Source organism: Paraglaciecola sp. MB-3u-78 (assembly GCF_002835935.1).
Taxonomy (GTDB): domain Bacteria; phylum Pseudomonadota; class Gammaproteobacteria; order Enterobacterales; family Alteromonadaceae; genus Paraglaciecola.
This window is the reverse complement of sequence record NZ_PJCF01000086.1, coordinates 202,444-227,049: the sequence shown is the minus strand read 5'-3', so window position 1 is coordinate 227,049 and position 24,606 is coordinate 202,444. Positions and strand designations below refer to the sequence as shown.

The following is a 24,606-nucleotide window of genomic DNA, read 5'->3' as shown; positions in this document are numbered from 1 at the left end:
GTTATCGTGTTTAATAACAAAGACTTTAGGTATGAATGTTCAAATTAAGAAGGACACTATTAGAAAGGAATATTTACCACAAGGAAAAGGAGTGCACAGAGAAAAACAATACAATTACTTTTTTGGTCTTTCTTCTTCATTGTCCTCTGTGCTCTCTGTGAGCGAAGCCTCTGTGGTTAAAATTTTTTATTTTACTTTTTAAATGACTACCCAAACAATTTTGGGATCAAAACGGGAGTCCGTTTTTTGTAGGCTTGGTAATCGGTGTTATCGCCCCAGCGTTTGTTGGCTTGCTCTTCTTGTAGTGAAATCCCACTGATTTTGGTTAATAACAAAATCACAAATAATGGTGATATAAGTGTCACCACTTGCCATTGATATAAAGCAGGGTAAGCAATAATTGCTACCCCTATCCATAACAATATTTCACCAAAATAATTGGGATGACGTGACCGTGCCCACAATCCGGTTTGAATAAATTCTTGGTGAGTGTTTTTTTGCTGTTTAAAGACACGCTTTTGATTGTCTGCTACCACTTCCATTGAAAATCCAAGCAGCCAAAGCAACAAACCTAAGGCTCCAAACCAGCCAAAATCAACCTTTTGACTAGATGTAATCGCGGCTATTGCTGCACCTGCTGTAATCAGTACCCATAATCCTTGTACCGACCATGCGATAGAAAAGCTCCAGAAATTTATTTTAATATCATCAAAACGGCTATCTGAGCCTTGTTTTCGTACTCTTAGAAACAGGAAGCTGGCCAAGCGGATCGCCCAAATAGCAACCACACAAGTCAGGACTATCGAACGTATATCATGGGGTTCACTTTGTACAAAAGCTACAATGATGACGGCCAAATAAGTTGCCCCCCCGGTTAAATCATAAAAATGCTCTGTTTTAAGTAAATAAGCGGGGATAAGGGCTACCCATTGCACAATAAAGGCAATCAACGCACAACTTGCAAAAATAGTCAGCCCAGTTTCAAAACCAGCGTTTAAAAACTGGCCACCATCACCGCCTGCCCAAACAACGCCTATGGCAATAAAGAAAACGACAATATGGATAATGAGGGTACGGAAAAATTGCATGAAACTAAATGTCCTTTGTTTTTGAAGGGTTATAAGTGTTGTCCACTCTTATACCGACTCTGTAGAAAAAAAGTTCTTTTGAATCATTTCATTTTAACAAAAAACATACCTAGTTTTTTTACGGTTATGAAATTTATGTCTTAGGTATGACCTTAATATAAGCCTTTAAAGATGCTAGTGATACTATGACACTTGCTGCTACGAGCAAGATTAGTTATTCCTAATCTTGCTGACCTTTGGATTATCGATTAATACCAATCCGTATTTATGATTATGTTGGGATGAGAGACTTTCGTAGAGGTGTCGTTAAATCCAAACAGGTTTTGACCAATAATCCAGTTGAAACTTTGGAAATAAACATCGACTATAGCGGTCTATTAATTTTGTGTACGCAACTTAATATGACCGAATGCAGTATAAAATTTGTGAGCAAGTCACTTGGAGTATTTTTGATGAATAGTTTTTTGAAAACGGGTATCACCACTGCCTTAATTTTAATTTGTGGCTTTGCAGTGGCGGCAAAAAGCCCGTTATCACCTTCAAACAAAGTGAATAATCAAATTGCTGAAACACGTATTGTTGGTGGTGAAGAAGCCATCCAAGAGAACTGGCCGTGGATGACAGCCTATGTCATCACTTTTAATGAGTTAGCAACATCACTGAGTGTCAACAACGTCAATTACGAAACAAGATCCTTTACGTCTGGTGTTGGTGGTCAAGCCAGCGGTGAAATCATTGCTTGCGGAATTGGTGATGCAGTCTGTATTGATGCAACCGGTAAGGTGTGTTTGATAGAGCGCGGCGATGTTAATTTTTCTGAAAAAGCAGACAATTGCGAAGCCGGCGGTGGTACTGGTGCCATTATTTATAACAATGAAGAAATTGGCAATATTTCTGGCACTCTGGGAGATGAATACGCGGGCACCATTCCTGTTGTCGCTATCACCCGAGACGATGGCTTTGCTCTTTTAGAACAAGTCGGCAGTATCGCCTCGTTATCAGTCAGTGAAACCACTGAATTACAACAAGACGCCTCATGTGGTGCTTCGTTTTTAGGCGATAAATGGGTGCTTACCGCAGCTCACTGTGTGGATAATGCTGACATCACTCGATTTAAAATGAACGTAGGGGAATATGATTTATCCGACGGGGCCGAAAATGCTATGGATATTGCCAATATCTATATTCATCCTCTTTATGATAATGAAGAATTTGATAACGACATTGCCCTTGTAGAGCTTGTTTCTGCTCCAATTAATGCGCCAGCAGCGGTACAAATTGCAGACTCAGCCTTAACGAATCAGTATGCCATTGAAAACAGCCTAGCAACAGTAGCCGGCTGGGGTGGTCGTGAAGGTTATGCTCCGAATGAGGGCCCGACGTCTGATTTCCCAGATATATTACATAAAGTTGACTTACGGCTATCGACCAACGCTCAGTGCAGAGAAGCATTAGGCGAAAGTTTTGGCAGACCTGCAGACAACGTTAATGTTAGCGACGTCATGATATGTGCAGCAGTATCAGAAGGAGGAAGAGGCTCATGTCAGGGAGACAGTGGTGGGCCATTAGTGGTGAATACCGGTTCCGAGGTGCTACAAGTCGGTATCGTGAGTTGGGGCTTTGGCTGTGCAGCAGCAGGCTATCCAGGTGTTTACACTCGGGTATCCGAATTTAAAGAGTGGATAGACACCATCACTGATGGTGTTGCAATTGACCAATTGCAAGACTTTGGCCGCACTCCCCGTAACTTTGAAACAATTGTCGAATTACGGGTAGCAAATAATGCCAGTGAAAGCACTAATGTGAGTTTTGCTATCGAAGGCGACAGCGAATTTAGTCTGGATACAAGTAACTGTAATAACCTAGCAGCCAATGCAAGTTGTCAATTAGTCGTAAGTTATAGCCCTACGTTTAGCGGTAATCACAATGCAAAAGTCATCATAACCTCTGATAACCCTAATGTCAGCGTCAGTCAAAGTGTGTTGCTAGGTGAAGCCTTAGATGCTGCGAATGAGTTGGTTGGCGTTGCTGGCCCCGCAAATGATCAGGTGTCATGGTTTTCTGGGGGTAATTTACCTTGGATTGCCAACACCATAGGTGGAGTGGAGAGTGGGGCGATATCCGATCGTCAGGAAAGTGTATTGATAGCCTTAATAGAAGGGGAAGGCTCGTTAACCTTTAACTGGGGCGTGTCCTCTGAAGAGAACACCGACGCCGAGGGTGATCCTTTTGACACCTTAGACTTTTATATCGACAACCAATTGATCGATTTTATTACCGGTGAAGTGGACGTGGCCACATACGAGGATACCCGTGCTTTGTTAGAGTTAGGAGCCGGATTTCATGTCATTAGCTGGGTGTATACTAAAGATGACTCAGCCTTTGAAGGTGATGATAAAGGTTTTGTGCGCAATGTCGTCTTTACTCCCGTGACGCCCCCCGTCTTTCTGCCAACACCTGTTGTATCAAACTCTTCAGGCGGTGGTAGTTTAGGATGGATAATGCTGTGTTTATTTGGCTTAGTATTCAGACTCAGAACTAAAATATAATCATCAAAAATGACTTTAAAAGGCAGGATATTTACATTATATCCTGCCTTTTTTATATCTCAGGTAAAAAGTTTAGCGAACCGGAAAGTCTATGCCCAAAAGTTTATGCAAAGATAAAATTAATGAATATAAGGTGGGTATATTTATCGGCTTTTGATGTGCTGCCAAGCGGCTTCCATTTGCTGAAGACTAGCAGATTCTATGCTAAGCCCTTGTTTTTCAATCACTTGTTCAACTTGCCTAAAACGCTTTTCGAATTTACGATTGGCTTTTATTAATGCTGTTTCAGCGTTGACTGAGGTATGTCTGGCTAAGTTTACAACTGCGAACAATAAGTCCCTAATCTCTTCCTCCACGGCCTGTTGATCAGGTTCTGATGTATTCACTTCAGCTAAAACTTCTTCTATTTCTTCATAAATTTTATCGACTACCGGCGGCAATTCAGTCCAGTCAAATCCAACTTTAGAGCATTTTTTCTGTATTTTTTGTGCTCGCAGTAAAGGTGTCATGCCCTGAGGAATATTGGCCAAGGTACTGGTATCTATCTCTTCGTTTTTGCTAGCGCGTTCTTGTGCTTTTATCTGTTCCCACTGATTGTTGAGCTCATCTTGGGTGTTGTGCTCATTTTCTTTAAGCTTCGTTGCATCACACTCATGAGGCACAGCAAACACATGGGGATGACGTCGTATCAACTTATCACTGATGGCCTTAGCAATATCCTCAAAATCAAATTCGCCCTGCTCTGTTCCAAGCTGCGCGTAAAACACAATTTGAAACAACAAATCACCCAATTCGTCTTTGATATCTTGCATATTCCCACTAAAAATAGCGTCGGCCACTTCGTAAGTTTCTTCAATTGTGTGAGGCACTATGCTTTCAAAACTTTGTTTTTGATCCCACGGACATCCTGTTTTAGGCGCGCGTAATTGCTGCATAATCTCTAATAAACCTAACAATTGGCCGGTCTTGGCATCAGTTTTTTGCATATTACTTATCGACCTTAAATACCTCAGTAACACCTTTAATAAGTTGCAACCGGCTTATAGCTTTTGACAAACAGGATAGGTCTTTTACTTCTAGGCTTAATTCTATTTTAGCTCTGTTGAGCTTAGTATCACTGATGCTGTTTACGCCTAGCAAACTGACTCTTTCGTTGGCGATAACCGTAGTGACATCTCTTAAAATACCCGCTCTGTCATCGCTCAAAACATGTACTTTGGTTTGAAACGCCGCTTGTAAATTGCTGGCCCAATTAACGTCAATTTGTCGTTCTGGGTGTTGATCTAATAGGTTATTGAGTTGTTCGCAGTCTCCTCTATGCACACTCACCCCACGCCCTTGGGTGATATAACCTAAGATAGATTCACCGGGTAACGGTTGGCAACATCCAGCAATTTGATTCAATAAATTTCCCACTCCTTCCACCACTATACTGTCTTTTTTGAATTTAGCGGGTTGTGGTTTTTTTGACCTAATTTTTAATTCAGGTTCAGGTGCATACTTTTGTTGTAAAAAGTGCACTACCTGCATAATACGTATGTCGCCAGCACCAATGGCTGCATACAAGTCATCGAGGTTTTGCATGTTGAAACGAGTGGTTGCTTCGTTAGCCATCTTCGACTCAAAATTGATTTTGCTCAATTCTCTATCGAGTAATTCTTTACCAGCTTGCTGGTTTTTATCTTTATCTTGTTTCTTAAAGTAGGTTTGAATTTTGGCACGGGCACGGGACGAATAGACATAACCTAAGCCAGGGTGCATCCAATCTCGACTGGGGTTTGAACGTTTACCTGTGAGAATTTCAACTTGATCGCCAGTTTGTAATTCATAAGTAAAAGGCACAATCCTGCCAGCAATTTTTGCGCCTATACATCTATGACCGACATTACTGTGAATGTAATATGCAAAATCCAACGGCGTTGAACCATGAGGTAAATCAACCACATCACCTCTAGGCGTAAACACATAAACACGATCATCAAATACCTGACTACGTAACTCTTCGACTAAATCGCCACTGTCTGCGACTTCTTCCTGCCAAAGTAATATTTTACGCAGCCAGTTAATCCGTTCTTCATAACCAGATCGGCTTGAAGTAGTCCCTTCTTTATAGCGCCAATGTGCGGCCACACCTAGCTCGGCATCTTCATGCATTTGTGCGGTACGAATTTGAATTTCGATGGTTTTACCTTGTTTACCCAAAGTCACAGTATGAATGGATTGATAACCATTGGGCTTCGGCGTAGCGATATAATCATCGAATTCATCAGGAATATGTTTCCACGTGGCATGCACTACGCCTAATGCGGCATAACAATCTTGCAGGCGATCAGCAATAATACGCACCGCTCGAATGTCATAAAGTTGTTCAAAATCAAGATGTTTTTTCTGCATCTTTTTCCAGATGCTATAAATGTGTTTAGGCCTACCGTAAACCTTAACTTTAATATTTTGTGAATCGAGTACCTCTTGTAATTCACCCACAAAATCCTCAATATATTGCTGTCGGTCAGCGCGGCGTTCGTCTAATAACGAGGCAATTTGTTTGTACGTGTTGGGATGTAAATAGCGAAAGGAGTGATCTTCCAGTTCCCATTTTAGTTGACCTATACCTAATCGATTAGCCAGCGGCGCATAAATATTTGCGCACTCGCGAGCCACCAAAACCCGCGTTTCTTCATCTTCATGTTTGACTTTTTGTAAGGTACAAATACGTTCGGCAAGCTTAAGCACCACAGCCCGAACATCTTCTACCATAGCCAACAACATACGACGCACGTTATCAATCTGGACTTCATCATTTTTCTTTTTACTGTTTGCACGGGTATGCAAAGATTTGATCGCATCCATACGCCTGACGCCCACAATTAGCTTTTGAATTCCTTGACCAAACTGTTCGGTGATTTGCTCTTCATCCAACTCATGTACTTGGCAATAGGGGTAGATCAACGCAGCTTGAAGGGTTTCGTCATCCATGTGTAATTCGTGAAGGATTTCCACCATCTCTTGCCCAATCAGCAATATCTCTGGCGTATCGGATACATCTCTGAGTTTTTGTTTGGTTGCCTCAGGCAGGTTTAAACCTGCCAACCATTGGTCAAAGGGCGGGCGTTGATCTTCGTGTACTGTGCGAATCGAAACCATATAAATCTGTCCTACTTCAACAAAACCTGACAAGGTAAATTAAGCAATAATTGAGTGGCATAACATAAACTAAGTTCACATTTTTCATACAAAGCTCGTTTAATTTCACTTGGATTCAAATAATAAGCTCGTATTTTTTTATGTTTTTCCATATTACTTTCATATGACTTTCATATTACGAGCCAATATTTATTGCCTAAATCTGCACTATAAAGAGGTCTAAAACGGGGTTACTGATTATAGTTGCATCACACTTGCCCTTAGTGGCACCAAAATAGTGCGCTAACGACCATTAATTTTATGACCGTTAAAATTAGCTAGACTCTAAAACAACGGTGGCCATTGCATAATGTTGTTCATCGGAAATTGAGATAAAACTACGACTGATATTATGTTTCTCACATAGTTCAGCAAATTTACCTGAAAACACAAGTGTGGGTTGGCCCGAAGACAAATTCACCACTTCCACATTTTGAAAACTGACGCCACTACCAATGCCAGTGCCTAGCGCCTTGACTGCGGCTTCTTTGGCAGCAAAACGCTTAGCTAAAAACCGTTCAGGGAATTTGTGAGCCTTAAAGCTTTGCATTTCTGTTGGCGTTAATACACGTTCTGCTAGACGCTGTGACTTATCTAATTGACTAGCAATTCTGGCTATTTCTACTACATCAGTACCCAGCCCCATAATCGCCACGGCGCTTATGCTCTTGCTTCTTGCATCAATCGGCGCATATCTGTCACGGCCTGATGCAAACCATCAAATGCAGCGCGGGCAATAATCGCATGGCCAATATTGAGTTCATACAACTCAGGGATAGCCGCAATAGGTTTTACATTGTGATAATGCAAACCATGACCAGCATTAACCTTCAGGCCTTTTGAATGTGCGTACTGAATACCTGCGATCAAAACACCTAACTCTTTTTGTTGTTCTGCATCATTGTTAGTTGCTGCATACTGACCCGTGTGGATTTCTATATAAGGCGCCTTTGCTTCTACAGCTGCATCAATTTGCTTTTTATCGGCATCAATAAATAACGACACCAAAATGCCCGCGGCAGCTAAACGAGCACAAGCAGCATTCATTTTTAATTGATTGCCCGCCACATCTAAGCCGCCTTCTGTGGTTAACTCTTCTCGCTTCTCAGGAACCAAACAACAAAATTCGGGGCCTATTTGCTCTGCAATCAGTAACATTTCTTCGGTAACTGCCATCTCAAGGTTCATGCGGGTTTGAATGGTTTGTTTAAGAATACGTACATCGCGATCATTAATATGTCGTCTGTCTTCACGCAAATGCACCGTAATCCCATCAGCGCCAGCTCTTTCGGCCACTTCTGCTGCATGCACAGGATCTGGATAGGCGGTGCCTCTGGCATTGCGCAAGGTTGCAATATGATCAATATTTACACCGAGTAAAATTTCCTTCATTTCCCATTCCCAATATTAGCTGGTTTTACAGCCTTCCAAGTTTGTTGAAACAGCTCTCGGCTCTTTAGCGGTTTACGACCTAGTAGCGGTGAGAGTGCCATTCTGGTAATTCGTTTTGCACATTGTAGACTGTTTGGCGTCCAAATATGATGACTCACTTGTAACAATGCTTCTCCGCTGAATCGATTCGATCCTAGCGCACCATTTGCACTAACATCAATACGTTTGATACCATTTTCTAGGACCAAACAATAATCGACATTAGGCTCGACAGTTTTTCCATTTTCATATTCGATTGTTAAATCAATACCATACCCCATGTCATCTAACAGAGATAATTCAAATTGACGTAAACAGGGTTCGATATCTCCGCCATTCGCTAACCATGTTAGGCTTTGCTGATAGGCTAGAAATAACTCAGGATGAGGGACTTCTTTAGGTAATAATCGATTGAGTAACTCATTCAAATACATGGCTGAAAATAATTGATGACCAACTAGTTGCAACATGGATCCGGCTGATTCTAATTGATGAAGGTTACGCAATTCATGTTTACCCGAAACCGATAGCAACAACGGTTGAAATGACTGCAATAAACTTTTTTTGTCGCCTTTATTCCCCCGGACACCTCTGGCAACGGCACTGACTTTACCTAGTTCAAGAGTAAATAAATCGGTTAAATAGCTGGTTTCTCGATATGAGCGTCGATGTAACACAAAGCCAGTAAGTTGCTCAGGTAGCAACGTCAAAACTCTTATATAACAAGTTTAAGACTAACTCACTTTTATTCGCACAACTTTCATCGCTTCAAACTCCATACCCGCAATTTCTTCTTTAATGGGGTAATAAGTTAAATTGACTCTCGCTCCAGTCAGATTTTTATATACCTTTCTGCGTCGGAATTTAAAAGGCACTTCTGTACCCTCAACCAACAAGGTATTCATAAACCAGTCATCGTCTTTTCTCTGGACATGTGAAATGACGACCAACTCTTCAGAATGAGTAAGGTTATCGTGCTTATCCAGCAATTTTTCTACATCGGTTTTTTTTACCATGACCACTAATAAATTGAATTAAAAAAACAATTCTAGCACTTATCGCAAACTACATAAATAATTATACCCAACTCACCGCAAAATGCTTATTTCAGAGCAACGGGTGATGGGTCAATTCAAGACGTGTCCATCACTGAATATCTATCAGCTTTTGAATTGGCGCTATAAAGCGCTCACGCCTTCGACCATTAACTGCAAACTAGTTCTGCCACGAAACTCGTTGATGTCTAACTTATAAGCAAGATTCACATGACTGCATTGTGCATTAGGCCACAAAGCCAAGTCGACATTAAAAGCAATAGCATCGATCAACACCCCACTTTCATGCTTAACCATCATTTTTAAGTGTTTACTGCCTACTAAGCGTTGCTCCATTAATTGGAATTCGCCATCAAAAAGTGGCTCTGGAAACCCCTGCCCCCAAGGCCCCGCATCTTTTAAACATTGAGCAAAAGCTAAGGTAAAGTCTTCGGTCTGTAACTCACCATCAGAAATTAATTCCCCTGCTAAAGGGGTATCTTTAAGATTTTCTTCAGCTATCTGATGAAACACTTGTTCAAAAGCAGATAGGTTTTTTAATGGTAAACTGAGACCCGCTGCCATGGCATGGCCACCAAATTTACCGATGATATCGGGATATCGACTGTTTATTTCTTCAAGTAAATCACGAATATGTAAACCTGGAATAGAACGAGCTGAACCTTTAAGTGTGTCATCGTCCTGATGAGCAAAAGCGATCGTTGGCCGATAATATTTATCTTTAATACGGCCCGCTAGGATACCAATCACACCTTGATGATAATCGGCTTGGTATAACACTAAACCAAAAGGTAATGCGCTTTCTTCAAGATTTAACCCCTCCAAAGCTTTAACCGCTTCTTGCTGCATCGACCCTTCTATTTCGCGCCTCTCACGGTTTAAGCTATCTAACTGCACAGCGATCTGCCTTGCACGCCCAGGGTCATCAGTCATCAAACATTCAATTCCCAACGACATATCGTCTAGTCGCCCAGCAGCATTCAGACGTGGCCCGACTACAAAACCCAAGTCAGAGGCAACTAAACGACCTTTCTCCCTGCCCGCCACTTCAATTATCGCCTGTATGCCCGGCCGACATTTGTCGCTGCGAATACGCTGTAAACCTTGATGTACCAGTATTCTATTGTTGTCATCTAATGGAACAACATCGGCTACAGTGCCAAGTGCCACCAAATCTAATAATGTGGCTAAGTTGGGCACCGATAAACCTTGTTGCTCAAGCCAACCGTTGGATTTCAGCTCTGCTCGTAGCGCCAACATTAAATAAAACGCGACACCTACACCTGCTAAATTTTTAGACAAAAATCCGCAACCAGGTTGGTTTGGATTCACAATTGCATCAGCAATGGGCAATGAATCAGCGGCTAAATGGTGGTCAGTTACAATGACAGTGATACCCAAAGATTTGGCTTTTTCAACACCTGCAAAACAAGCAATGCCATTGTCGACTGTCATGATCACTTCTGCTTGTTGCTGAGCCGCAACTTCTACTATTTCTGGGCTTAAGCCATACCCAAAATCAAAACGATTCGGCACTAAATAATCATGATTGGTCGATCCCAGCATCCTCAAAGACATCATACTTAATGCAGTGCTTGTGGCACCGTCGGCATCAAAGTCACCCACTATGATGATTTTTTTGTTGGTAGCTATTGCCTGAACTAACAAACTAACTGCCTTCTCAACACCTTGCAATTGGTTGTAATGTAACAATGCTTTTGCACTGCGATTAAGTTGTGCAGCGTCTTCTACACCTCTATCGGCATAGATTTGCTTTAATCGTGGATGCAAGGGATCAGGAAGGTGTTGGCTATCTTTTTTGGGTCTACGGCTGATGTGCACTTAAATAATTACCCATTGGAGAAGTGAAAAAAAAAGCCTGCATTAAAAAATACAGGCTTGATAATGACAAAATTTAAACGCTTAAAGCAGGGCTTTTAGCGCTTGTTCAAGTTGCTTAGGCGGTTGGTAACCCGGAATAACCGAGCCATCAGGCATAATAATATTAGGTGTACCGTTTACGCCAATTTTCTGACCAAAAGCGTATTCCTCTGCTACTTTACTTTCACAATTTTTAGTAGCCACTGTGCCACCAGCTTTAGCGTTATCCATAGCTTCCTGCTTATCTTCTGCACACCAAACCGATACCATATCTGTATAAGTGCGACTATTAAGGCCACCACGAGGGAAAGCTAAGTAACGCACAGTAATGCCCAACTCATTGTATTCATCCATTTGGTTATGCAACTTACGGCAATAACCACAGGTGATATCAGTAAAGATATTGACCACATACTTTTCATTATCAGCTTTATATTCGATTACAGAATCATTGAATTCTGCTAAACCGCCTAAACGTACGCTGCCAAGAGCGTCTTCGGTAACATTGCGCATACCCTCTTCAACGTCATAAATACGTGCTTGCAGCAAGTATTTGCCATCTTGGCTAGTATAAAACAATCCTTTTTCTGTCATTATTTGCAACAGACCCGTTACAGGCGCATCACCTATCGAGGTTATTTGCATGCCAAGACCCGCTTGAAGTTTGGCTTTTACCTGTTCGTAATTTGATACTTTGTCTGCAGCAGACAGATTAAAACTAAGGGTTATCATTAACCCGCTAAAAACAGCGCCGATTTTTGTCCATGTTTTCATAGATTTTCCAAATAATTGCATTAGTAATATGACCCTAAACAAAAGAAATAATTCCAAAAAGATATTGGGGTTAGTTTAGCCCAACCCAAGATGTAAACCAATGGCATTTAAAAATCCACAACAAACAACAGGTTTATTAATCTGATGTTGACTCATTATCCCCGTGGATGATGTTCCGCAACAAGTTTTTGCAATCGCTCTGTCGCTACATGAGTATAAATTTGCGTGGTAGATAAGTCACTATGTCCCAACAACATTTGTACAACACGTAAGTCTGCTCCGTGATTAAGTAAATGAGTAGCAAAGGCATGACGCAAGGTGTGGGGTGACAAGTCAGTTTGAATATTGGCGATTTGACTATATAGCTTAATTCGATGCCAAAATGTCTGCCGCGTCATGGCTACGCCACGTTTGCTTGGGAAAATAATGTCACTTTCGGATTTAAGTAACACCGTTCGCCCTTGCTTTAGAAAAGTAGAAACCCACTCAATCGCTTCTTCGCCTAGCGGCACCAGTCTATCTTTATTGCCTTTACCTGTGACTCTTACCACACCTTGTTGAAGACTCAATTGGTCCAATCGTAAACTGACTAATTCGGTTACTCGCAAGCCTGTGGCATACAATACCTCTAACATGGCTTTATCACGTAATTGAATGGGATCGTCGGTTTTAGGCGCATTTAATAGATCGATAACTTGCGACTCGGTCAACGTTTTAGGCAGTGATTGAGGCAGTTTGGGATTTTGCAGTAGGCTTACTGGATCGTCATTGCGGATTTTTTGCCGCAGCATATATTGACACAAACTCCGTAAGCTACTTAAAAAACGGGAAGTGCTGCGTTCAGATAACCCACTGTCATAACGGGTGGCTAAATATTGATTCAGAACATCCTGTTCAAAATCTAGCAATTGTACCGCTCTACCTTCCTCACTTTGTCGGGCAAGATAAAGTGCAAATTTGTTTAAATCAGAACGGTAGGCACTCAGGGTATTTTCACTTAACCCCTTTTCTAACCACATGGCTTCAATAAAGTTTTCTATCTGATTCGAATCGGCAGTATTTAACGGCATAAAAGTTTAGGTGACTCATGGGTAAAAGGTTTAATTTTATACAACACGATCTTCGCCACATTGCCAACACAGCTCAAAGCTAGCGCCATTTTTCTCTTTACAGTTGCTGCATATCCAAGGAGATGCGTCTGTTGGTTGATGTTCAAATTCAGCAATAAACTGCTGTGCCTTCGGCAACCATTGAAGATCACTTATCCAAACTTCTGGCATCACGTCCATAGGCGATAATTCGCCCATGGCACCGATAGCAAATTCATTTTTCAGAAAACAAGGAATACCTTTTTCATCAAGCAATTGTTTGATTTGAAAGACCATAAAGCGATCGTGATGACTGTAAACTTTATTCAAAATTGTCCTTAGTCCATATCAATAGAAACATTGGACAACGAACCCAGTTGATTGCCCTCATCCGAATCTAGTTTGATCATAAGACGTAAATCGTTTGGCGAGTCAGCATGATGGATAGCATGATCTAAGGTGATTTTTCCCGTTTTATACAAGTCATATAGGGCCATATCAAAACTCTGCATGCCTATTTCCTTGCCTTTTTTCATTGCTTCTTTTAAACCACCAATTTCGTTGCGCTGAATAAGGTCTGTGACTAAAGGCGAGTTAAGCAATATTTCGATAGCTGCCACTCGGCCTTTACCATCGGGCGTGGGTACTAATTGCTGAGCAATAATTGCGCGCATATTTAAACTTAAATCAAAGCGTAACTTTTCATGTTGATCCGATGGCGCCAAATGCATAATTCGTTCAATCGCTTGATTGGCATTATTAGCATGCAACGTGGCTACACATAAATGCCCGGTATCCGCAAAAGACATGGCGTATTCCATGGTTTCCATCGAACGAATTTCACCAATCATAATGACATCAGGCGCTTGGCGTAATGAACTTTTTAAAGCGTCGTCAAAGGACTTAGTATCTATACCTACCTCTCGCTGGGTGACCACACAATTGCCATGTTCATGGACAAATTCTATCGGGTCTTCAATCGTCAGGATATGACCTCTCGAATGTTGATTCCTATGGCCCATCAATGCGGCTAAAGAGGTCGATTTACCCGTACCGGTAGCACCCACAAATAACAACAAGCCTCGCTTGGACATAATGACGTCTTTTAATACTTCGGGTAAACCTAGATCTGACACTTGAGGGATTTGTGTGACAATACGTCTCACTACCATACCGGCCATATCTCGTTGCCAAAAAGCACTACAACGAAAACGACCGATTTCATCGCGAGCGATAGCAAAGTTACATTCTTTAGTTTGCTCAAACTCAATCTTTTGTTTGTCGCTCATAGCATCGTGTACTAAGGCTAAAGCGTCTTCTTCGCTTAAATTATTGCCACCTATGGGCGTCATTTGGCCGTTTATTTTTGCACTAACTGGAAAGCCAACAGTGACAAATAAATCCGAGGCACCTAACCCTTGCATCTCTTCTAAATAAGGCGTGAGTTCCATCATTAATTCCCAAAACTAGAATTTGGTTTTTTATCGATAGATTTTGCCGCAGCATCTTGGGCCGAAATCACGCCTTGGGCGACTAACCTCTGTAAACACTGATCCATTGTCTGCATACCATGGGATTGACCGGTTTGAATAACTGAATACATTTGTGGCACTTTATCTTCGCGAATGAGGTTTCTAATGGCTGGAATACCTAGCATAATTTCATGAGCCGCCACTCTTCCCCCCCCGATTTTTTTCAATAAGGTTTGAGAAATAACCGCTCGTAACGACTCAGACAACATAGAACGTATCATCGACTTTTCCGCAGCAGGAAACACATCAATTAATCTATCAATGGTTTTAGGTGCCGAGTTGGTGTGTAATGTCCCAAAAACTAAATGTCCTGTTTCGGCGGCTGAAATTGCCAAGCGGATAGTTTCTAAATCTCGTAATTCCCCCACCAAAATGATATCAGGATCTTCACGTAACGCAGACCGTAGCGCATTGTTGAAACTGTGTGTGTCTCTATGCACTTCACGCTGATTGAGCACACAAAGTTTGTTTTCATGGACAAATTCGATAGGGTCTTCAATGGTTAGAATATGCTCTCGTTTAGTCGCGTTAATATGATCAACCATAGCCGCTAAAGTGGTACTTTTACCCGAACCTGTAGCGCCAGTCACAAGTATAATGCCAGTGGGCTGATTGATGATGTCTTTAAATATTTGCGGCGCACCTAAGTCATCTAGACTTAAAATTTCACTTGGGATGGTTCTTAAGACTGCCGCCGCACCACGATTTTGCACAAAGGCATTCACCCTAAAACGTGACAAGTCTTTTACCTCAAAGGAAAAGTCAGTTTCGAGGTTCTCTTCATATTCCTTACGCTGTTTATCGTTCATGATTTCAAAAATCAAAGCATGCACTTCTTTATGGTCGAGTGCAGGTATATTTAGTTTTCGCATTTCACCGTCGACACGGATGACGGGGGGCAAACCCGCAGAAAGGTGTAAATCAGAAGCTTTATTTTTAACACTAAAGGCTAAAAGTTCGGTAATATCCAAGTAATATTCTCCGTACATCATGTTGCAATATGGAAACCATAGCAGAACGACTCAAAAGCGTACAAATAACACTCGAGCAATCTACCTTAGATGCCCATCGTCCATCAAATGCGGTAAAATTGCTAGCGGTGAGTAAAACCAAACCCGTATCTGATATCGTGCATGCGTATGAAGCGGGACAACGTTTGTTTGGTGAAAACTACGTACAAGAAGGCGTAGAAAAAATACAGATGTTACAATCACTTGATGATATTGAGTGGTATTTCATCGGGCCGTTGCAATCGAATAAAACCCGTTTGGTGGCCGAAAACTTCGATTGGGTGCAAGCAATCGATAGGCTCAAAATAGCCCAAAGGCTGAATGATCAAATAACACCCAACAAAATATTGAACGTGTGTATCCAGGTGAATATTGATGACGATAAAAATAAAGCGGGCATAGGCGTAAATGAATTAAATGACTTTGCCAAAGCCATTAGTGAGCTACCTAATCTAAGATTGCGTGGGCTAATGACTATTCCTAAAGCCGCTCAATCTCAGGCTGAACAAACAGCCAGCTTTGCTCACATGGCAGCATTATATGACAATCTTAAAAAACAGTATCCATCAGTGGATACATTATCTATGGGCATGTCGGGGGATATGCAAAATGCCATTAACAATGGTAGTACTATGGTAAGAATAGGTACAGCCATTTTTGGCCGTCGCAATTAATACAAGAGTTAACAAAAGGACAATCATGGAACACAGAAAAATAGCTTTTATTGGCGCAGGTAACATGACTAGAAGCATTATCAGTGGCTTAGTCAAAAACGCTTACCCCGCAGATTTGATAACGGCAAGTAATCCGTCAATGGGCAAACTGTCTGCTCTACAAGCTGATTTTACGATTAATGTCACCCAATATAATAACGAGGCGGTAGATACAGCAGATGTCATTGTGCTTGCAGTAAAACCCCAACTTATGGAGCAGGTATGTGCCAAGCTCGCACTGGAACAGAACTTAAGTGGCAAACTTTTTGTGTCGATTGCGGCTGGCATCACAACCTCACGTCTTCAGCAAATGCTTGGCGGATCCTTCCCTATTATTCGCACTATGCCCAATACTCCTAGCTCTTTAGGCAAGGGCATGACGGGCCTATTTGCAGATGTCAATATCGATAAAATGGATAAACAATATGCCGCTGACTTAATGAGTCAAGTGGGTGAAATTGCTTGGGTTGAAAAAGAGTCGATGATAGACGGCGTAATTGCCGCAGCGGGCAGCAGCCCAGCATACTTTTACTTATTTTTAGAAGCGATGCAAACAGAATCAGAACGCCAAGGATTTGACCATGCAACAGCTCGGTTAATGGTGCAGCAAGCCATGTTAGGTGCGGCTGAAATGGTTTGTCACAATCCACACCTTGAATTAAGTGAGTTGCGTACCCAAGTTACCTCTAAAGCCGGTACCACTGCCAAGGCGATAGAATCGTTTCAGCAACAGGGTTTAGAACAGGTAGTCTCCGTCGCCATGCAGGCTGCGGTCAAACGCGCTGAAGAAATGGCCAAACAATTTTAGATTGATTTAATTCAAACAGCTTACATAAATACCGAGGAAACCCCAGAATATGAGTTCAGTTCAGTTTTTAATTGATTTTGTTTTTAACATTTATCTAATGGTGGTGTTACTGCGCCTTTGGTTACAATTTGCCAGAGCAGATTTTTACAACCCATTTAGCCAATTTGTGGTCAAAGCCACCCAACCTATAGTGGCGCCAATGCGTAGACTGTTACCTTCGATTGGTCGTTTAGATACCGCGACCTTAGTGCTAGCGCTTTTGGTTGCAGGATTAAAAATTGTCACGCTTAATATGGTGTTGGGGGGAACAGATCTCAACATCCTGTCTATAGTCGTGGTGTCATTTGTGATTGTCATTAAAGAAATACTGACTTTAGTGATGTATGTGCTTATTCTGCGTGCCATTATGAGCTGGGTAAGCCAAGGCAGAAACCCAATGGAATTAGTATTAGACCAACTCACTGAACCAATGCTAGCCCCTATTCGTAAAAGAATGCCTGAGATGGGGGGATTAGACTTATCGGTGATGGTCGTGATCGTGCTGTTACTGTTTATTCAAAAACTATTAGGTGACTTATTTGGAATTTTCTAATTTGAAGGTTGTTTACCATTATTGCTTGAGTCTTTCATTCGCAGCAGTGCTGATGTTTTCGTCTCAAACGAACGCAGAACAAAAGCAAGTACTGGGTAGCTGGGACGTGCATTATATAGCCTTAAACACTACCTTTTTAACACCACAAGTGGCTAAACAATACTCCATAGTGCGCAGTAAATTTAATGGGCTAATTAATATTTCAGTGCTAGACAGGAAAGACAAGTCCGCGCAATCAGTCGTCTTAACTGGCGAAGCTAAAAACTTAATTGGTGTGATTAAAAAGCTGACGTTTAAGCAGGTTAAAGAAGGCAAGGCAATTTATTATTTAGCCGTACTGCCTTTTAGTGACCAAGAGCAGTACCGCATATCTATCTACATTAACGATGGGCTTATGCAAAAAACATTAAAATTTCAACATAAATTTTATGTTGACTAAGGTAAGGAGTATTTATGCAGTAAAATAGCGAATAAAAACAGCCACTAGATACCCCTAGCTTATTGCGATTAGATTACCGATAGATTGAAATTAACTCATATAAAGTTTCTTAAGTGAACACTGAATATGCCTATAACTAACGTCTCTACCAAATCATCAAAGGATGTCAGTCGCAGACAAGCTCTGAAATCTATCAGCCTAGCAGTAGTTGAGTGACCGCTTTAACCCAAGCCCCTTATGTCTTATCCAGCTATCTGCAAACATGGATGACATAAACAGTGATGATACTGTTTTATTCGATATCGAAAATCAGACGACATTTAGAACCTATTATGAATCCATTGACACACTAGTCAGCAAAGCACTGAAAGTGGGATTTATCACCCACTCCCAACCGAGCAATTTACCGAATCAATTATCCGCCACATGGCTAGGCGAATGTCTATCTCACCCTTTCACACCACAACAAGCCTCACACTTTTTGCAACGACTATTGATGAATGGTTCAAAACCCATAAAAAGTGCGGTTTTATATACCGGTGAGCACGATCTAGCTGCATATGAAGGCCATGTATTGTTGGTGGAAGACGACAACATTAACCAAATGGTAGCAGGCGAAATGCTAACGCTACAGGGCTTAACATTTGATATAGCCGAAGATGGTCAACAAGCCGTTGCCAAAATAGTCAATTCATCCCAATACGTTCTAGTGTTTATGGATATACAAATGCCAGTCATGGATGGCTACGAGGCAACACGCACTCTAAGACAAGAGTGCCACAACATCCTTATTATTTGTGGGCTATCAGCCAATGCGATGAAGCAAGAGTATAATAAAGCCAAAGAAGCTGGGATGGACGACTATATTGTGAAGCCCCTTAAAAAAAACATTAGAAAATTTAGTGACTAAATATTTTCCTAAAAAGTCAATAATAGCAAAAACACTCTTAAATTATTTTCAGTTTAGTTCAATGTAAATATCATCTACCTTATATTTTTCAATTACTTAATTAATATGACAAGCTTAATGTCATATGACAATATACAAGACTGTCATATAGTTGACGTCGTCAAATATTCATTCAGGTGATTTACTGGCTGCTCTTAACAAGCAGGATTAAAGAGATGAATAACAATATAAGCACCACTCGAGAACTACTGGTAAACAACATGAGTAAAGTCACTATAAAAGATGGATTTTGGTTTTTTTTTGAAGATGACGGAATTGAAATTGCCGCCAATGCATCTACGTTCAGTGGTAAAGAAACCGTCTACGTAAATGATAATCCGGTCTCTGAAAAACGTAGTTATGGTGTCCTGAGTCTGCACAATTTTCAATACAAAGGTAAACACTATCGAGTCAAGTTTGATGTCATCAACATATTGACCCAAAAAGTAGTGTGCTCACTAGCTATTAATGGAAAAGTACAATTTACAGAGTCTAAAGCCTATATCACGGGGGGAGTTTTAGGTTTCCTCAAACAATTGGGCTTTTGGATTGGTATAGGCGTGACTGTTGGTTTTGCAGCTGGTTTTCTAGCCATCTACTTTTTCGGCTGAACGAGACAAATCATTCATATGGAAATAGATAGTTCATCGATAAAAAAACTACGTACTCAGCGTAGCTGGACACAGCAACACTTAGCTGATGCTTGTGACATCAGTCTAAGAACGGTGCAGCGTATAGAAAAGATTGGTAACGCCTCAAACGAGACTGTAATGAGTTTATGTGCAGTATTTGAGATCCCAAAAACAGATATCTGTGCTGTCCCAAAGGTGTCAAGTGAGCAGCTGCGAGGCGCATATTTTAACAAACATTACCTTATTATGTTTGGTGGCCTAACGATAGGCTCTCTATTGGGTGCCGCTATTATGTATTGGTGGATAGTTAACATGTATATAACATAATAGGTATAATTCATGACACTTGAATATTGGTGATAGGTTTCAATCACTTGTATTTTCAATATCTATTATATTCACATACCTTTCGTTCGAGGAAATCATGCATCCTAACCTTAAACCTGCTAACCCTAATTTCTCTTCGGGTCCTTGTGCCAAACGTCCCGGTTACGATGTCAGCAAGCTTGATTTATCCGTATTAGGCCGCTCTCATCGAGCACCTATAGGTAAAAAAGCGTTAAAGAGTGCTTGTTTAGATACCGCTAAAATCTTGGGATTGCCTGAAGGTTATCGTGTTGCTGTAGTACCCGCTTCAGATACTGGCGCGATGGAAATGGCCATGTGGTCGATGTTGGGTGAGCGACCTGTAGATGTGTTGTACTGGGAATCTTTTGGCCAAGGCTGGGCCACAGATATTATCCAACAATTAAAATTAGAAAACACCCGAGTGTTAAACGCAGACTATGGTCAGTTGCCTGATTTTACAGAAGTGAACTGTGATCACGATGTCGTGTTTACATGGAACGGCACCACGTCTGGGGCAAAAGTGCCCAATGCAGACTGGATTGACTCTAACCGTAAAGGGTTAACCTTTTGCGATGCCACTTCAGCAGTGTTTGCGCAAAAAATGGACTGGGTAAAACTCGATGTGATCACTTACAGTTGGCAAAAAGTGCTAGGCGGAGAAGGGGGACATGGCATGTTAATTCTTAGTCCTCGCGCAGTCCAGCGCCTTGAAAGTTATGCACCACCGCGACCATTACCTAAAATTTTTCGTATGACCAAAGCCGGAAAATTAATTGAAGATTTATTTTCCGGCGCAACGATCAATACACCTTCGATGTTATGTGTGGTGGATTATTTAGACGCCCTAAACTGGGTTGAATCATTAGGTGGCGAAGCGGCAACCATTGCTATTGCAGACCAAAATTTAACCACAATCGAAACCTTTGTAGAACAATTCGATTGGGTTGATTTTCTAACTCAAGACAGCAAGATACGCTCAAATACTAGTGTCTGTTTGACCTTGAATTTAACGCCAAAACAAATCAAATCAGTGCTCAAGTTACTTGAAGAACATCAGGTTGCTTATGACATTGGTGCCTATCGAGATGCGCCCGCGGGCTTAAGAATTTGGTGTGGTGCCACTATCGAAAACAGTGACCTTGAGGCCTTAATGCCTTGGCTTGAATGGGCTTACCACAGTGTTAAAAAGCAAATACTTTAAAAGACTAACGCCTAAATCCACGCCTACAATAATGTAGGGATCAGATGTATAAAATCAAAACCTTTAATCAGATTTCGGTCAAAGGGCTAGATCGTTTTAGTCGTGAAAAATACAAAGTGAGCTCAGATATTGGACACCCAGATGCGGTGTTACTGCGCCATCATGGCTGCCGATCAAATGATAGATTACCTAGAAAATGGTAATATCAAAAACTCTATTAACTTCTCCGAAGTGAGCATGGCAAGATGGCATAGTATATTTCTGGTAGCAGCCTGTGGCATGCCAATCTGGCTCAATAGGTAACACACCATTGGGTCTATTTTAGCCTGTTAAAGCCAAATACATTAACCAGCTCCTTATGTTCAATATTATATTGACTCATACTGCTCTCCTAGAGGGGAAATCATAAAAACAGTCTTAAATACAAAAGGGCCAGATTACGCCAGCCCTTGTTCATTAGGTGCTCATTCGAGATGAGATCCGGAATGTAATGTAAAAATAGACTGTTTAGCCTTTGTTACGCTCATATTCACGTACTTCATTGCGACCCACCACCATGTGATGAACTTCATCTGGGCCATCAGCGAAACGCAAGGTGCGTTGGCCTGCATACATGGCAGAAAGCGGTGACCATTGTGAGATACCCGTGGCACCATGAAGTTGCATGGACTGATCAATAATTTCACACACTCGCTCAGGGATCATCGCTTTGATCATGTGTATCCAGATACGCGCTTCTTGGTTACCCAATACATCCATGGCTTTAGCTGCTTTTAGTACCATCATACGCATGGCTTCAATGTCGATACGCATTTTCGAAATGACTTCAATATTTTTGCCAAGCTGATATAACTTTTTACCAAAAGCTTCTCGTGAAGTTGAACGCTCAAGTGCCAGCTGCAATGCTTTTTCAGCTTGGCCAATTGAACGCATGCAATGGTGAATACGACCTGGACCCAAACGTACTTGAGAAATCTCAAAACCACGGCCTTCACCTAATAACATGTTGGTCTTAGGTACTCGCACGTTTTCAAGTTTAATGTGCATATGACCGTGAGGTGCGTCGTCATGACCAAATACATGCATTGGACCGACTATGGTGACACCCGGTGCGTCTAATGGCACTAGAATTTGTGATTGTTGTTTGTGTGTTGGGGCATCAGGACTGCTTTTAACCATACAAATCATGATTTTACAGCGAGGATCACCGGCTCCAGAAATATAAAATTTCTCACCGTTGATAACCCAGTCATCTCCTTCTTCAACAGCCGAAGTAGAGATATTTTTTGCGTCAGAAGAGGCAACGTTGGGCTCGGTCATACCAAAGCAAGAGCGTATTTCACCTCTTAGCAAAGGTGCCAACCATTGTGCCTTTTGCTCGGGTGTACCCACGCGCTCCAACACTTCCATGTTGCCAGTATCAGGTGCAGAACAGTTTAATGTTTCAGACGCTAAAGGTGCTTTACCCAATTCAACGGCGATATATGCGTAATCCAAGTTAGATAAGCCTTCACCTGTTTCAGCATCAGGCAAGAAAAAATTCCAAAGGCCTAACTCTTTTGCTTTGCTTTTTGCGCCATCAAGCAATTCCATTTGACGTTCAGAATAGCTCCAACGATCAGTAAGTTTTTCACCAATCGAATAAAATTCATCTTGGATCGGGATAACATTCTCTTCAATGTGCTTCTTTACCGCAAGGTAAAGTGGACGCACTGCTTCAGACATGCGTAAATCGTTTAAGTCTTCAGTCGACATAGTTGTTTCCTTAAAATTTGGTGAAATCTGACGTGTATAACTGACACTTATTGTCACGAATAATAAAGTGTAGATTTCAAATAAATCAGTCAAAATATAATAGTTGAATGACGCGGCAATGGCTATCGTGATCGCCCCAAACAGCTGAAATTACTGATATTTTTAGAAAAAAGACTGTTTTACAATATTTTTATAACAGTGATTTATAGTGATACATCACTGTTATTTTTGAAGCTGTGTTTTTAGTGCTTCTTTGACAAATGACAATTCAACGAGCTACTGTGATTTTAAACAAATCAATAGACAACAACACTATTTTTGCCCTGTAGTTTTAGTAGATAAAGAACATTAATCAATCCCACTTTTTCAAATACGTTGAATACTTCAAATAATTGGATAATTATTTTGGGTGTCTCGATAACTTTCTTTAAGAGTTTTTTGTATACACATTATTTTTCATAATGCAGATTGTCTCAGTGCCCAAATAACGAAACATTGGACACACGTCATGTTAATGATTGGCACTTTCATCTCGGCATACTTCATCTGCAAACTCAAACTCTATGGTTGTATGCACAAATGCAAATACTTCGAGTTCTTTTTGAAGTGTATTCTTGAGTTTTTTCATTTGCATCACTGTCACTTCTTGTCTTAACACAAGGTGCACCGTCATCACACTATGCTCACCGTCCATAGACCAAATATGAAAGTGATGCAGCTCCTTTACTTCTGGTTTCGAAGTGAGAACACCACGCACTTCTTTTAGCTGTTTATCATCTGGTGTCGCTTGTAAGAATAACAGTATGGTCTCTTTCAAATTTCGACCTACATTAAACAAGATAAACAGAGTGAAACCAATGGATAATATTGGATCTAATATTGGCCAAGGTTTGAACATCAGTACTATTGAAACAATCAGCACCGCCACCCAGCCCAACACATCTTCGAGTAGGTGCCAGTTCAGAACCCGTTCGTTAAGTGAGTCACCTTCGCTTAATTTATATGCAGCAAATCCATTCACTGCGATACCAAATATCGACAGCAACAACATGCCTTCAACTTGAGGCATTTCAGGCTCGGCCAGTCTGGGGATCGATTCGAGTAAGATCCAGATTGAGCCAAGGGTCAGCACCATGCCGTTGATTAATGCGCCTAGTAATGAAAAACGCTTGTAACCATAGGAAAAAGTGCTGTTTGCCTCTTTGTCACTGAGCTTATTCAACACCCAAGCGCTGCCGATAGACAAACTATCGCCTAAATCATGCACGGCATCAGCCATGATGGCAGTACTGTTAGTCAACCACCCACCAATAAACTCGATGATAGTAAACACAACATTGAGAAAGAATGCCCACCCAATTCTTCTAGAGGCGTCGCTACTATTTCCGGTACCATGATTGTGATTGTGATTATGACTGTGCATGTTTAATTTTTGCCAATGTAGATTTGTGTTGTTGAGATATAGACGTAGTTCTCAACGAATGACTGTTTGCCCCCGTATTTTCTGGCGGTATGTTCCCAATCGCTTCCAGAATAAGTGTAAAGGTTTATCGATTACAACTAGATAAAAGGTCAAAT

25 protein-coding genes are annotated in these 24,606 nt (G+C 41.3%); 10 read left to right on the top strand and 15 right to left on the bottom strand.

The features are described 5' to 3' along the window. Window positions 1–206: 206 nt before the first annotated feature. Window positions 207–1,088 carry a DUF1295 domain-containing protein gene (locus CXF95_RS27350; RefSeq protein WP_101201568.1) on the bottom strand — a complete coding sequence of 294 codons (882 nt, stop codon included), beginning with the start codon at window positions 1,086–1,088 and terminating at the stop codon, window positions 207–209. Window positions 1,089–1,540: 452 nt separating this feature from the next. Between CXF95_RS27350 and CXF95_RS27345 the strand changes: the two genes are divergently transcribed. Beyond that, the gene (locus CXF95_RS27345) at window positions 1,541–3,637 is read left to right on the top strand and encodes a trypsin-like serine protease (RefSeq protein WP_101201567.1); all 2,097 of its coding nucleotides are present in this window, start codon (window positions 1,541–1,543) and stop codon (window positions 3,635–3,637) included. Between the two features lie 143 nt (window positions 3,638–3,780). On the opposite strand, the gene mazG is transcribed toward CXF95_RS27345, so the two are convergent. From mazG to CXF95_RS27285, 12 genes are all read right to left on the bottom strand, one after another. Beyond that, complete coding sequence (gene mazG, locus CXF95_RS27340) at window positions 3,781–4,623, bottom strand: nucleoside triphosphate pyrophosphohydrolase (protein WP_198556729.1); 843 nt, start codon at window positions 4,621–4,623, stop codon at window positions 3,781–3,783. A 1-nt stretch (window position 4,624) separates the two neighbouring features. Continuing rightward, entirely contained in the window at window positions 4,625–6,781 is a 2,157-nt protein-coding gene (gene relA, locus CXF95_RS27335; protein ID WP_101201566.1) for a GTP diphosphokinase, read from the bottom strand. A gap of 313 nt (window positions 6,782–7,094) precedes the next feature. After that, on the bottom strand, window positions 7,095–7,475 hold the full coding sequence (gene acpS / locus CXF95_RS27330) for a holo-ACP synthase (protein ID WP_101201565.1): 381 nt from the start codon (window positions 7,473–7,475) through the stop codon (window positions 7,095–7,097). 5 nt (window positions 7,476–7,480) lie between these two features. Continuing rightward, on the bottom strand, window positions 7,481–8,212 hold the full coding sequence (gene pdxJ, locus CXF95_RS27325) for a pyridoxine 5'-phosphate synthase (RefSeq protein ID WP_101201564.1): 732 nt from the start codon (window positions 8,210–8,212) through the stop codon (window positions 7,481–7,483). After that, window positions 8,209–8,955, bottom strand: a complete 747-nt coding sequence (recO, locus tag CXF95_RS27320) for a DNA repair protein RecO (protein WP_101201563.1) — start codon at window positions 8,953–8,955, stop codon at window positions 8,209–8,211. The genes pdxJ and recO overlap by 4 nt, the downstream gene beginning before the upstream one ends. Window positions 8,956–8,985: 30 nt before the next feature. Further along, a complete protein-coding gene (locus CXF95_RS27315; protein WP_101201562.1) occupies window positions 8,986–9,267 on the bottom strand; it encodes a hypothetical protein in 282 nt (93 codons plus the stop codon). Between the two features lie 162 nt (window positions 9,268–9,429). Next, window positions 9,430–11,148 (bottom strand): single-stranded-DNA-specific exonuclease RecJ, encoded by a 1,719-nt coding sequence (gene recJ, locus CXF95_RS27310; protein ID WP_101201561.1) that lies wholly within the window; start codon window positions 11,146–11,148, stop codon window positions 9,430–9,432. 81 nt (window positions 11,149–11,229) lie between these two features. Then, window positions 11,230–11,961 carry a bifunctional protein-disulfide isomerase/oxidoreductase DsbC gene (dsbC, locus tag CXF95_RS27305; protein WP_101201560.1) on the bottom strand — a complete coding sequence of 244 codons (732 nt, stop codon included), beginning with the start codon at window positions 11,959–11,961 and terminating at the stop codon, window positions 11,230–11,232. A gap of 155 nt (window positions 11,962–12,116) precedes the next feature. Then, the gene (gene xerD, locus CXF95_RS27300) at window positions 12,117–13,031 is read right to left on the bottom strand and encodes a site-specific tyrosine recombinase XerD (RefSeq protein ID WP_101201559.1); all 915 of its coding nucleotides are present in this window, start codon (window positions 13,029–13,031) and stop codon (window positions 12,117–12,119) included. A gap of 36 nt (window positions 13,032–13,067) precedes the next feature. Beyond that, a complete protein-coding gene (locus CXF95_RS27295; RefSeq protein ID WP_101201558.1) occupies window positions 13,068–13,379 on the bottom strand; it encodes a DUF2007 domain-containing protein in 312 nt (103 codons plus the stop codon). An 8-nt stretch (window positions 13,380–13,387) separates the two neighbouring features. After that, window positions 13,388–14,500 (bottom strand): PilT/PilU family type 4a pilus ATPase, encoded by a 1,113-nt coding sequence (locus CXF95_RS27290; protein ID WP_101201557.1) that lies wholly within the window; start codon window positions 14,498–14,500, stop codon window positions 13,388–13,390. A gap of 2 nt (window positions 14,501–14,502) precedes the next feature. Next, a complete protein-coding gene (locus tag CXF95_RS27285) occupies window positions 14,503–15,552 on the bottom strand; it encodes a type IV pilus twitching motility protein PilT (RefSeq protein WP_101201556.1) in 1,050 nt (349 codons plus the stop codon). Window positions 15,553–15,581: 29 nt separating this feature from the next. Here CXF95_RS27285 and CXF95_RS27280 point away from each other — a divergent pair, with 29 nt between their 5' ends. The 9 genes from CXF95_RS27280 to CXF95_RS27240 all read left to right on the top strand — a co-directional run bounded on the left by CXF95_RS27280 (window position 15,582) and on the right by CXF95_RS27240 (window position 21,476). Then, window positions 15,582–16,265, top strand: coding sequence for a YggS family pyridoxal phosphate-dependent enzyme (locus CXF95_RS27280; RefSeq protein ID WP_101201555.1), 684 nt, complete (start codon window positions 15,582–15,584; stop codon window positions 16,263–16,265). A 25-nt stretch (window positions 16,266–16,290) separates the two neighbouring features. Then, complete coding sequence (gene proC, locus CXF95_RS27275) at window positions 16,291–17,112, top strand: pyrroline-5-carboxylate reductase (protein WP_101201554.1); 822 nt, start codon at window positions 16,291–16,293, stop codon at window positions 17,110–17,112. A gap of 49 nt (window positions 17,113–17,161) precedes the next feature. After that, on the top strand, window positions 17,162–17,704 hold the full coding sequence (locus CXF95_RS27270) for a YggT family protein (protein ID WP_101201553.1): 543 nt from the start codon (window positions 17,162–17,164) through the stop codon (window positions 17,702–17,704). Beyond that, on the top strand, window positions 17,691–18,143 hold the full coding sequence (locus CXF95_RS27265) for a DUF4426 domain-containing protein (protein ID WP_101201552.1): 453 nt from the start codon (window positions 17,691–17,693) through the stop codon (window positions 18,141–18,143). The genes CXF95_RS27270 and CXF95_RS27265 overlap by 14 nt, the downstream gene beginning before the upstream one ends. Before the next feature lie 262 nt (window positions 18,144–18,405). Next, the gene (locus tag CXF95_RS27260; RefSeq protein WP_232788075.1) at window positions 18,406–19,053 is read left to right on the top strand and encodes a response regulator; all 648 of its coding nucleotides are present in this window, start codon (window positions 18,406–18,408) and stop codon (window positions 19,051–19,053) included. 215 nt (window positions 19,054–19,268) lie between these two features. Further along, a complete protein-coding gene (locus CXF95_RS27255) occupies window positions 19,269–19,703 on the top strand; it encodes a hypothetical protein (protein ID WP_101201551.1) in 435 nt (144 codons plus the stop codon). Between the two features lie 18 nt (window positions 19,704–19,721). Continuing rightward, entirely contained in the window at window positions 19,722–20,051 is a 330-nt protein-coding gene (locus tag CXF95_RS27250) for a helix-turn-helix transcriptional regulator (protein ID WP_101201550.1), read from the top strand. 97 nt (window positions 20,052–20,148) lie between these two features. Then, a complete protein-coding gene (locus tag CXF95_RS27245; protein ID WP_101201549.1) occupies window positions 20,149–21,273 on the top strand; it encodes a phosphoserine transaminase in 1,125 nt (374 codons plus the stop codon). 44 nt (window positions 21,274–21,317) lie between these two features. After that, the gene (locus tag CXF95_RS27240; protein ID WP_198556728.1) at window positions 21,318–21,476 is read left to right on the top strand and encodes a hypothetical protein; all 159 of its coding nucleotides are present in this window, start codon (window positions 21,318–21,320) and stop codon (window positions 21,474–21,476) included. Window positions 21,477–21,780: 304 nt separating this feature from the next. On the opposite strand, the gene CXF95_RS27235 is transcribed toward CXF95_RS27240, so the two are convergent. Further along, window positions 21,781–23,028 (bottom strand): acyl-CoA dehydrogenase family protein, encoded by a 1,248-nt coding sequence (locus CXF95_RS27235; RefSeq protein WP_101201548.1) that lies wholly within the window; start codon window positions 23,026–23,028, stop codon window positions 21,781–21,783. Between the two features lie 511 nt (window positions 23,029–23,539). Continuing rightward, window positions 23,540–24,451, bottom strand: coding sequence for a cation diffusion facilitator family transporter (locus CXF95_RS27230; RefSeq protein ID WP_101201547.1), 912 nt, complete (start codon window positions 24,449–24,451; stop codon window positions 23,540–23,542). Window positions 24,452–24,606: the final 155 nt, after the last annotated feature.

Excerpts from the sequence above, each read along its gene's own strand:
- CXF95_RS27350 (WP_101201568.1), bottom strand. The coding sequence starts at position 1,088 with ATGCAATTTTTCCGTACCCTCATTATCCATATTGTCGTTTTCTTTATT.
- CXF95_RS27245 (WP_101201549.1), top strand. The coding sequence starts at position 20,149 with ATGCATCCTAACCTTAAACCTGCTAACCCTAATTTCTCTTCGGGTCCT.
- CXF95_RS27230 (WP_101201547.1), bottom strand. The coding sequence starts at position 24,451 with ATGCACAGTCATAATCACAATCACAATCATGGTACCGGAAATAGTAGC.
- CXF95_RS27240 (WP_198556728.1), top strand. The coding sequence starts at position 21,318 with ATGTATAAAATCAAAACCTTTAATCAGATTTCGGTCAAAGGGCTAGAT.
- CXF95_RS27260 (WP_232788075.1), top strand. The coding sequence starts at position 18,406 with ATGGATGACATAAACAGTGATGATACTGTTTTATTCGATATCGAAAAT.
- proC (WP_101201554.1), top strand. The coding sequence starts at position 16,291 with ATGGAACACAGAAAAATAGCTTTTATTGGCGCAGGTAACATGACTAGA.
- CXF95_RS27315 (WP_101201562.1), bottom strand. The coding sequence starts at position 9,267 with ATGGTAAAAAAAACCGATGTAGAAAAATTGCTGGATAAGCACGATAAC.
- relA (WP_101201566.1), bottom strand. The coding sequence starts at position 6,781 with ATGGTTTCGATTCGCACAGTACACGAAGATCAACGCCCGCCCTTTGAC.
- xerD (WP_101201559.1), bottom strand. The coding sequence starts at position 13,031 with ATGCCGTTAAATACTGCCGATTCGAATCAGATAGAAAACTTTATTGAA.
- dsbC (WP_101201560.1), bottom strand. The coding sequence starts at position 11,961 with ATGAAAACATGGACAAAAATCGGCGCTGTTTTTAGCGGGTTAATGATA.
- CXF95_RS27270 (WP_101201553.1), top strand. The coding sequence starts at position 17,162 with ATGAGTTCAGTTCAGTTTTTAATTGATTTTGTTTTTAACATTTATCTA.
- mazG (WP_198556729.1), bottom strand. The coding sequence starts at position 4,623 with ATGCAAAAAACTGATGCCAAGACCGGCCAATTGTTAGGTTTATTAGAG.
- CXF95_RS27280 (WP_101201555.1), top strand. The coding sequence starts at position 15,582 with ATGGAAACCATAGCAGAACGACTCAAAAGCGTACAAATAACACTCGAG.
- CXF95_RS27290 (WP_101201557.1), bottom strand. The coding sequence starts at position 14,500 with ATGGAACTCACGCCTTATTTAGAAGAGATGCAAGGGTTAGGTGCCTCG.
- CXF95_RS27345 (WP_101201567.1), top strand. The coding sequence starts at position 1,541 with ATGAATAGTTTTTTGAAAACGGGTATCACCACTGCCTTAATTTTAATT.
- CXF95_RS27255 (WP_101201551.1), top strand. The coding sequence starts at position 19,269 with ATGAATAACAATATAAGCACCACTCGAGAACTACTGGTAAACAACATG.
- CXF95_RS27250 (WP_101201550.1), top strand. The coding sequence starts at position 19,722 with ATGGAAATAGATAGTTCATCGATAAAAAAACTACGTACTCAGCGTAGC.
- pdxJ (WP_101201564.1), bottom strand. The coding sequence starts at position 8,212 with ATGAAGGAAATTTTACTCGGTGTAAATATTGATCATATTGCAACCTTG.
- CXF95_RS27235 (WP_101201548.1), bottom strand. The coding sequence starts at position 23,028 with ATGTCGACTGAAGACTTAAACGATTTACGCATGTCTGAAGCAGTGCGT.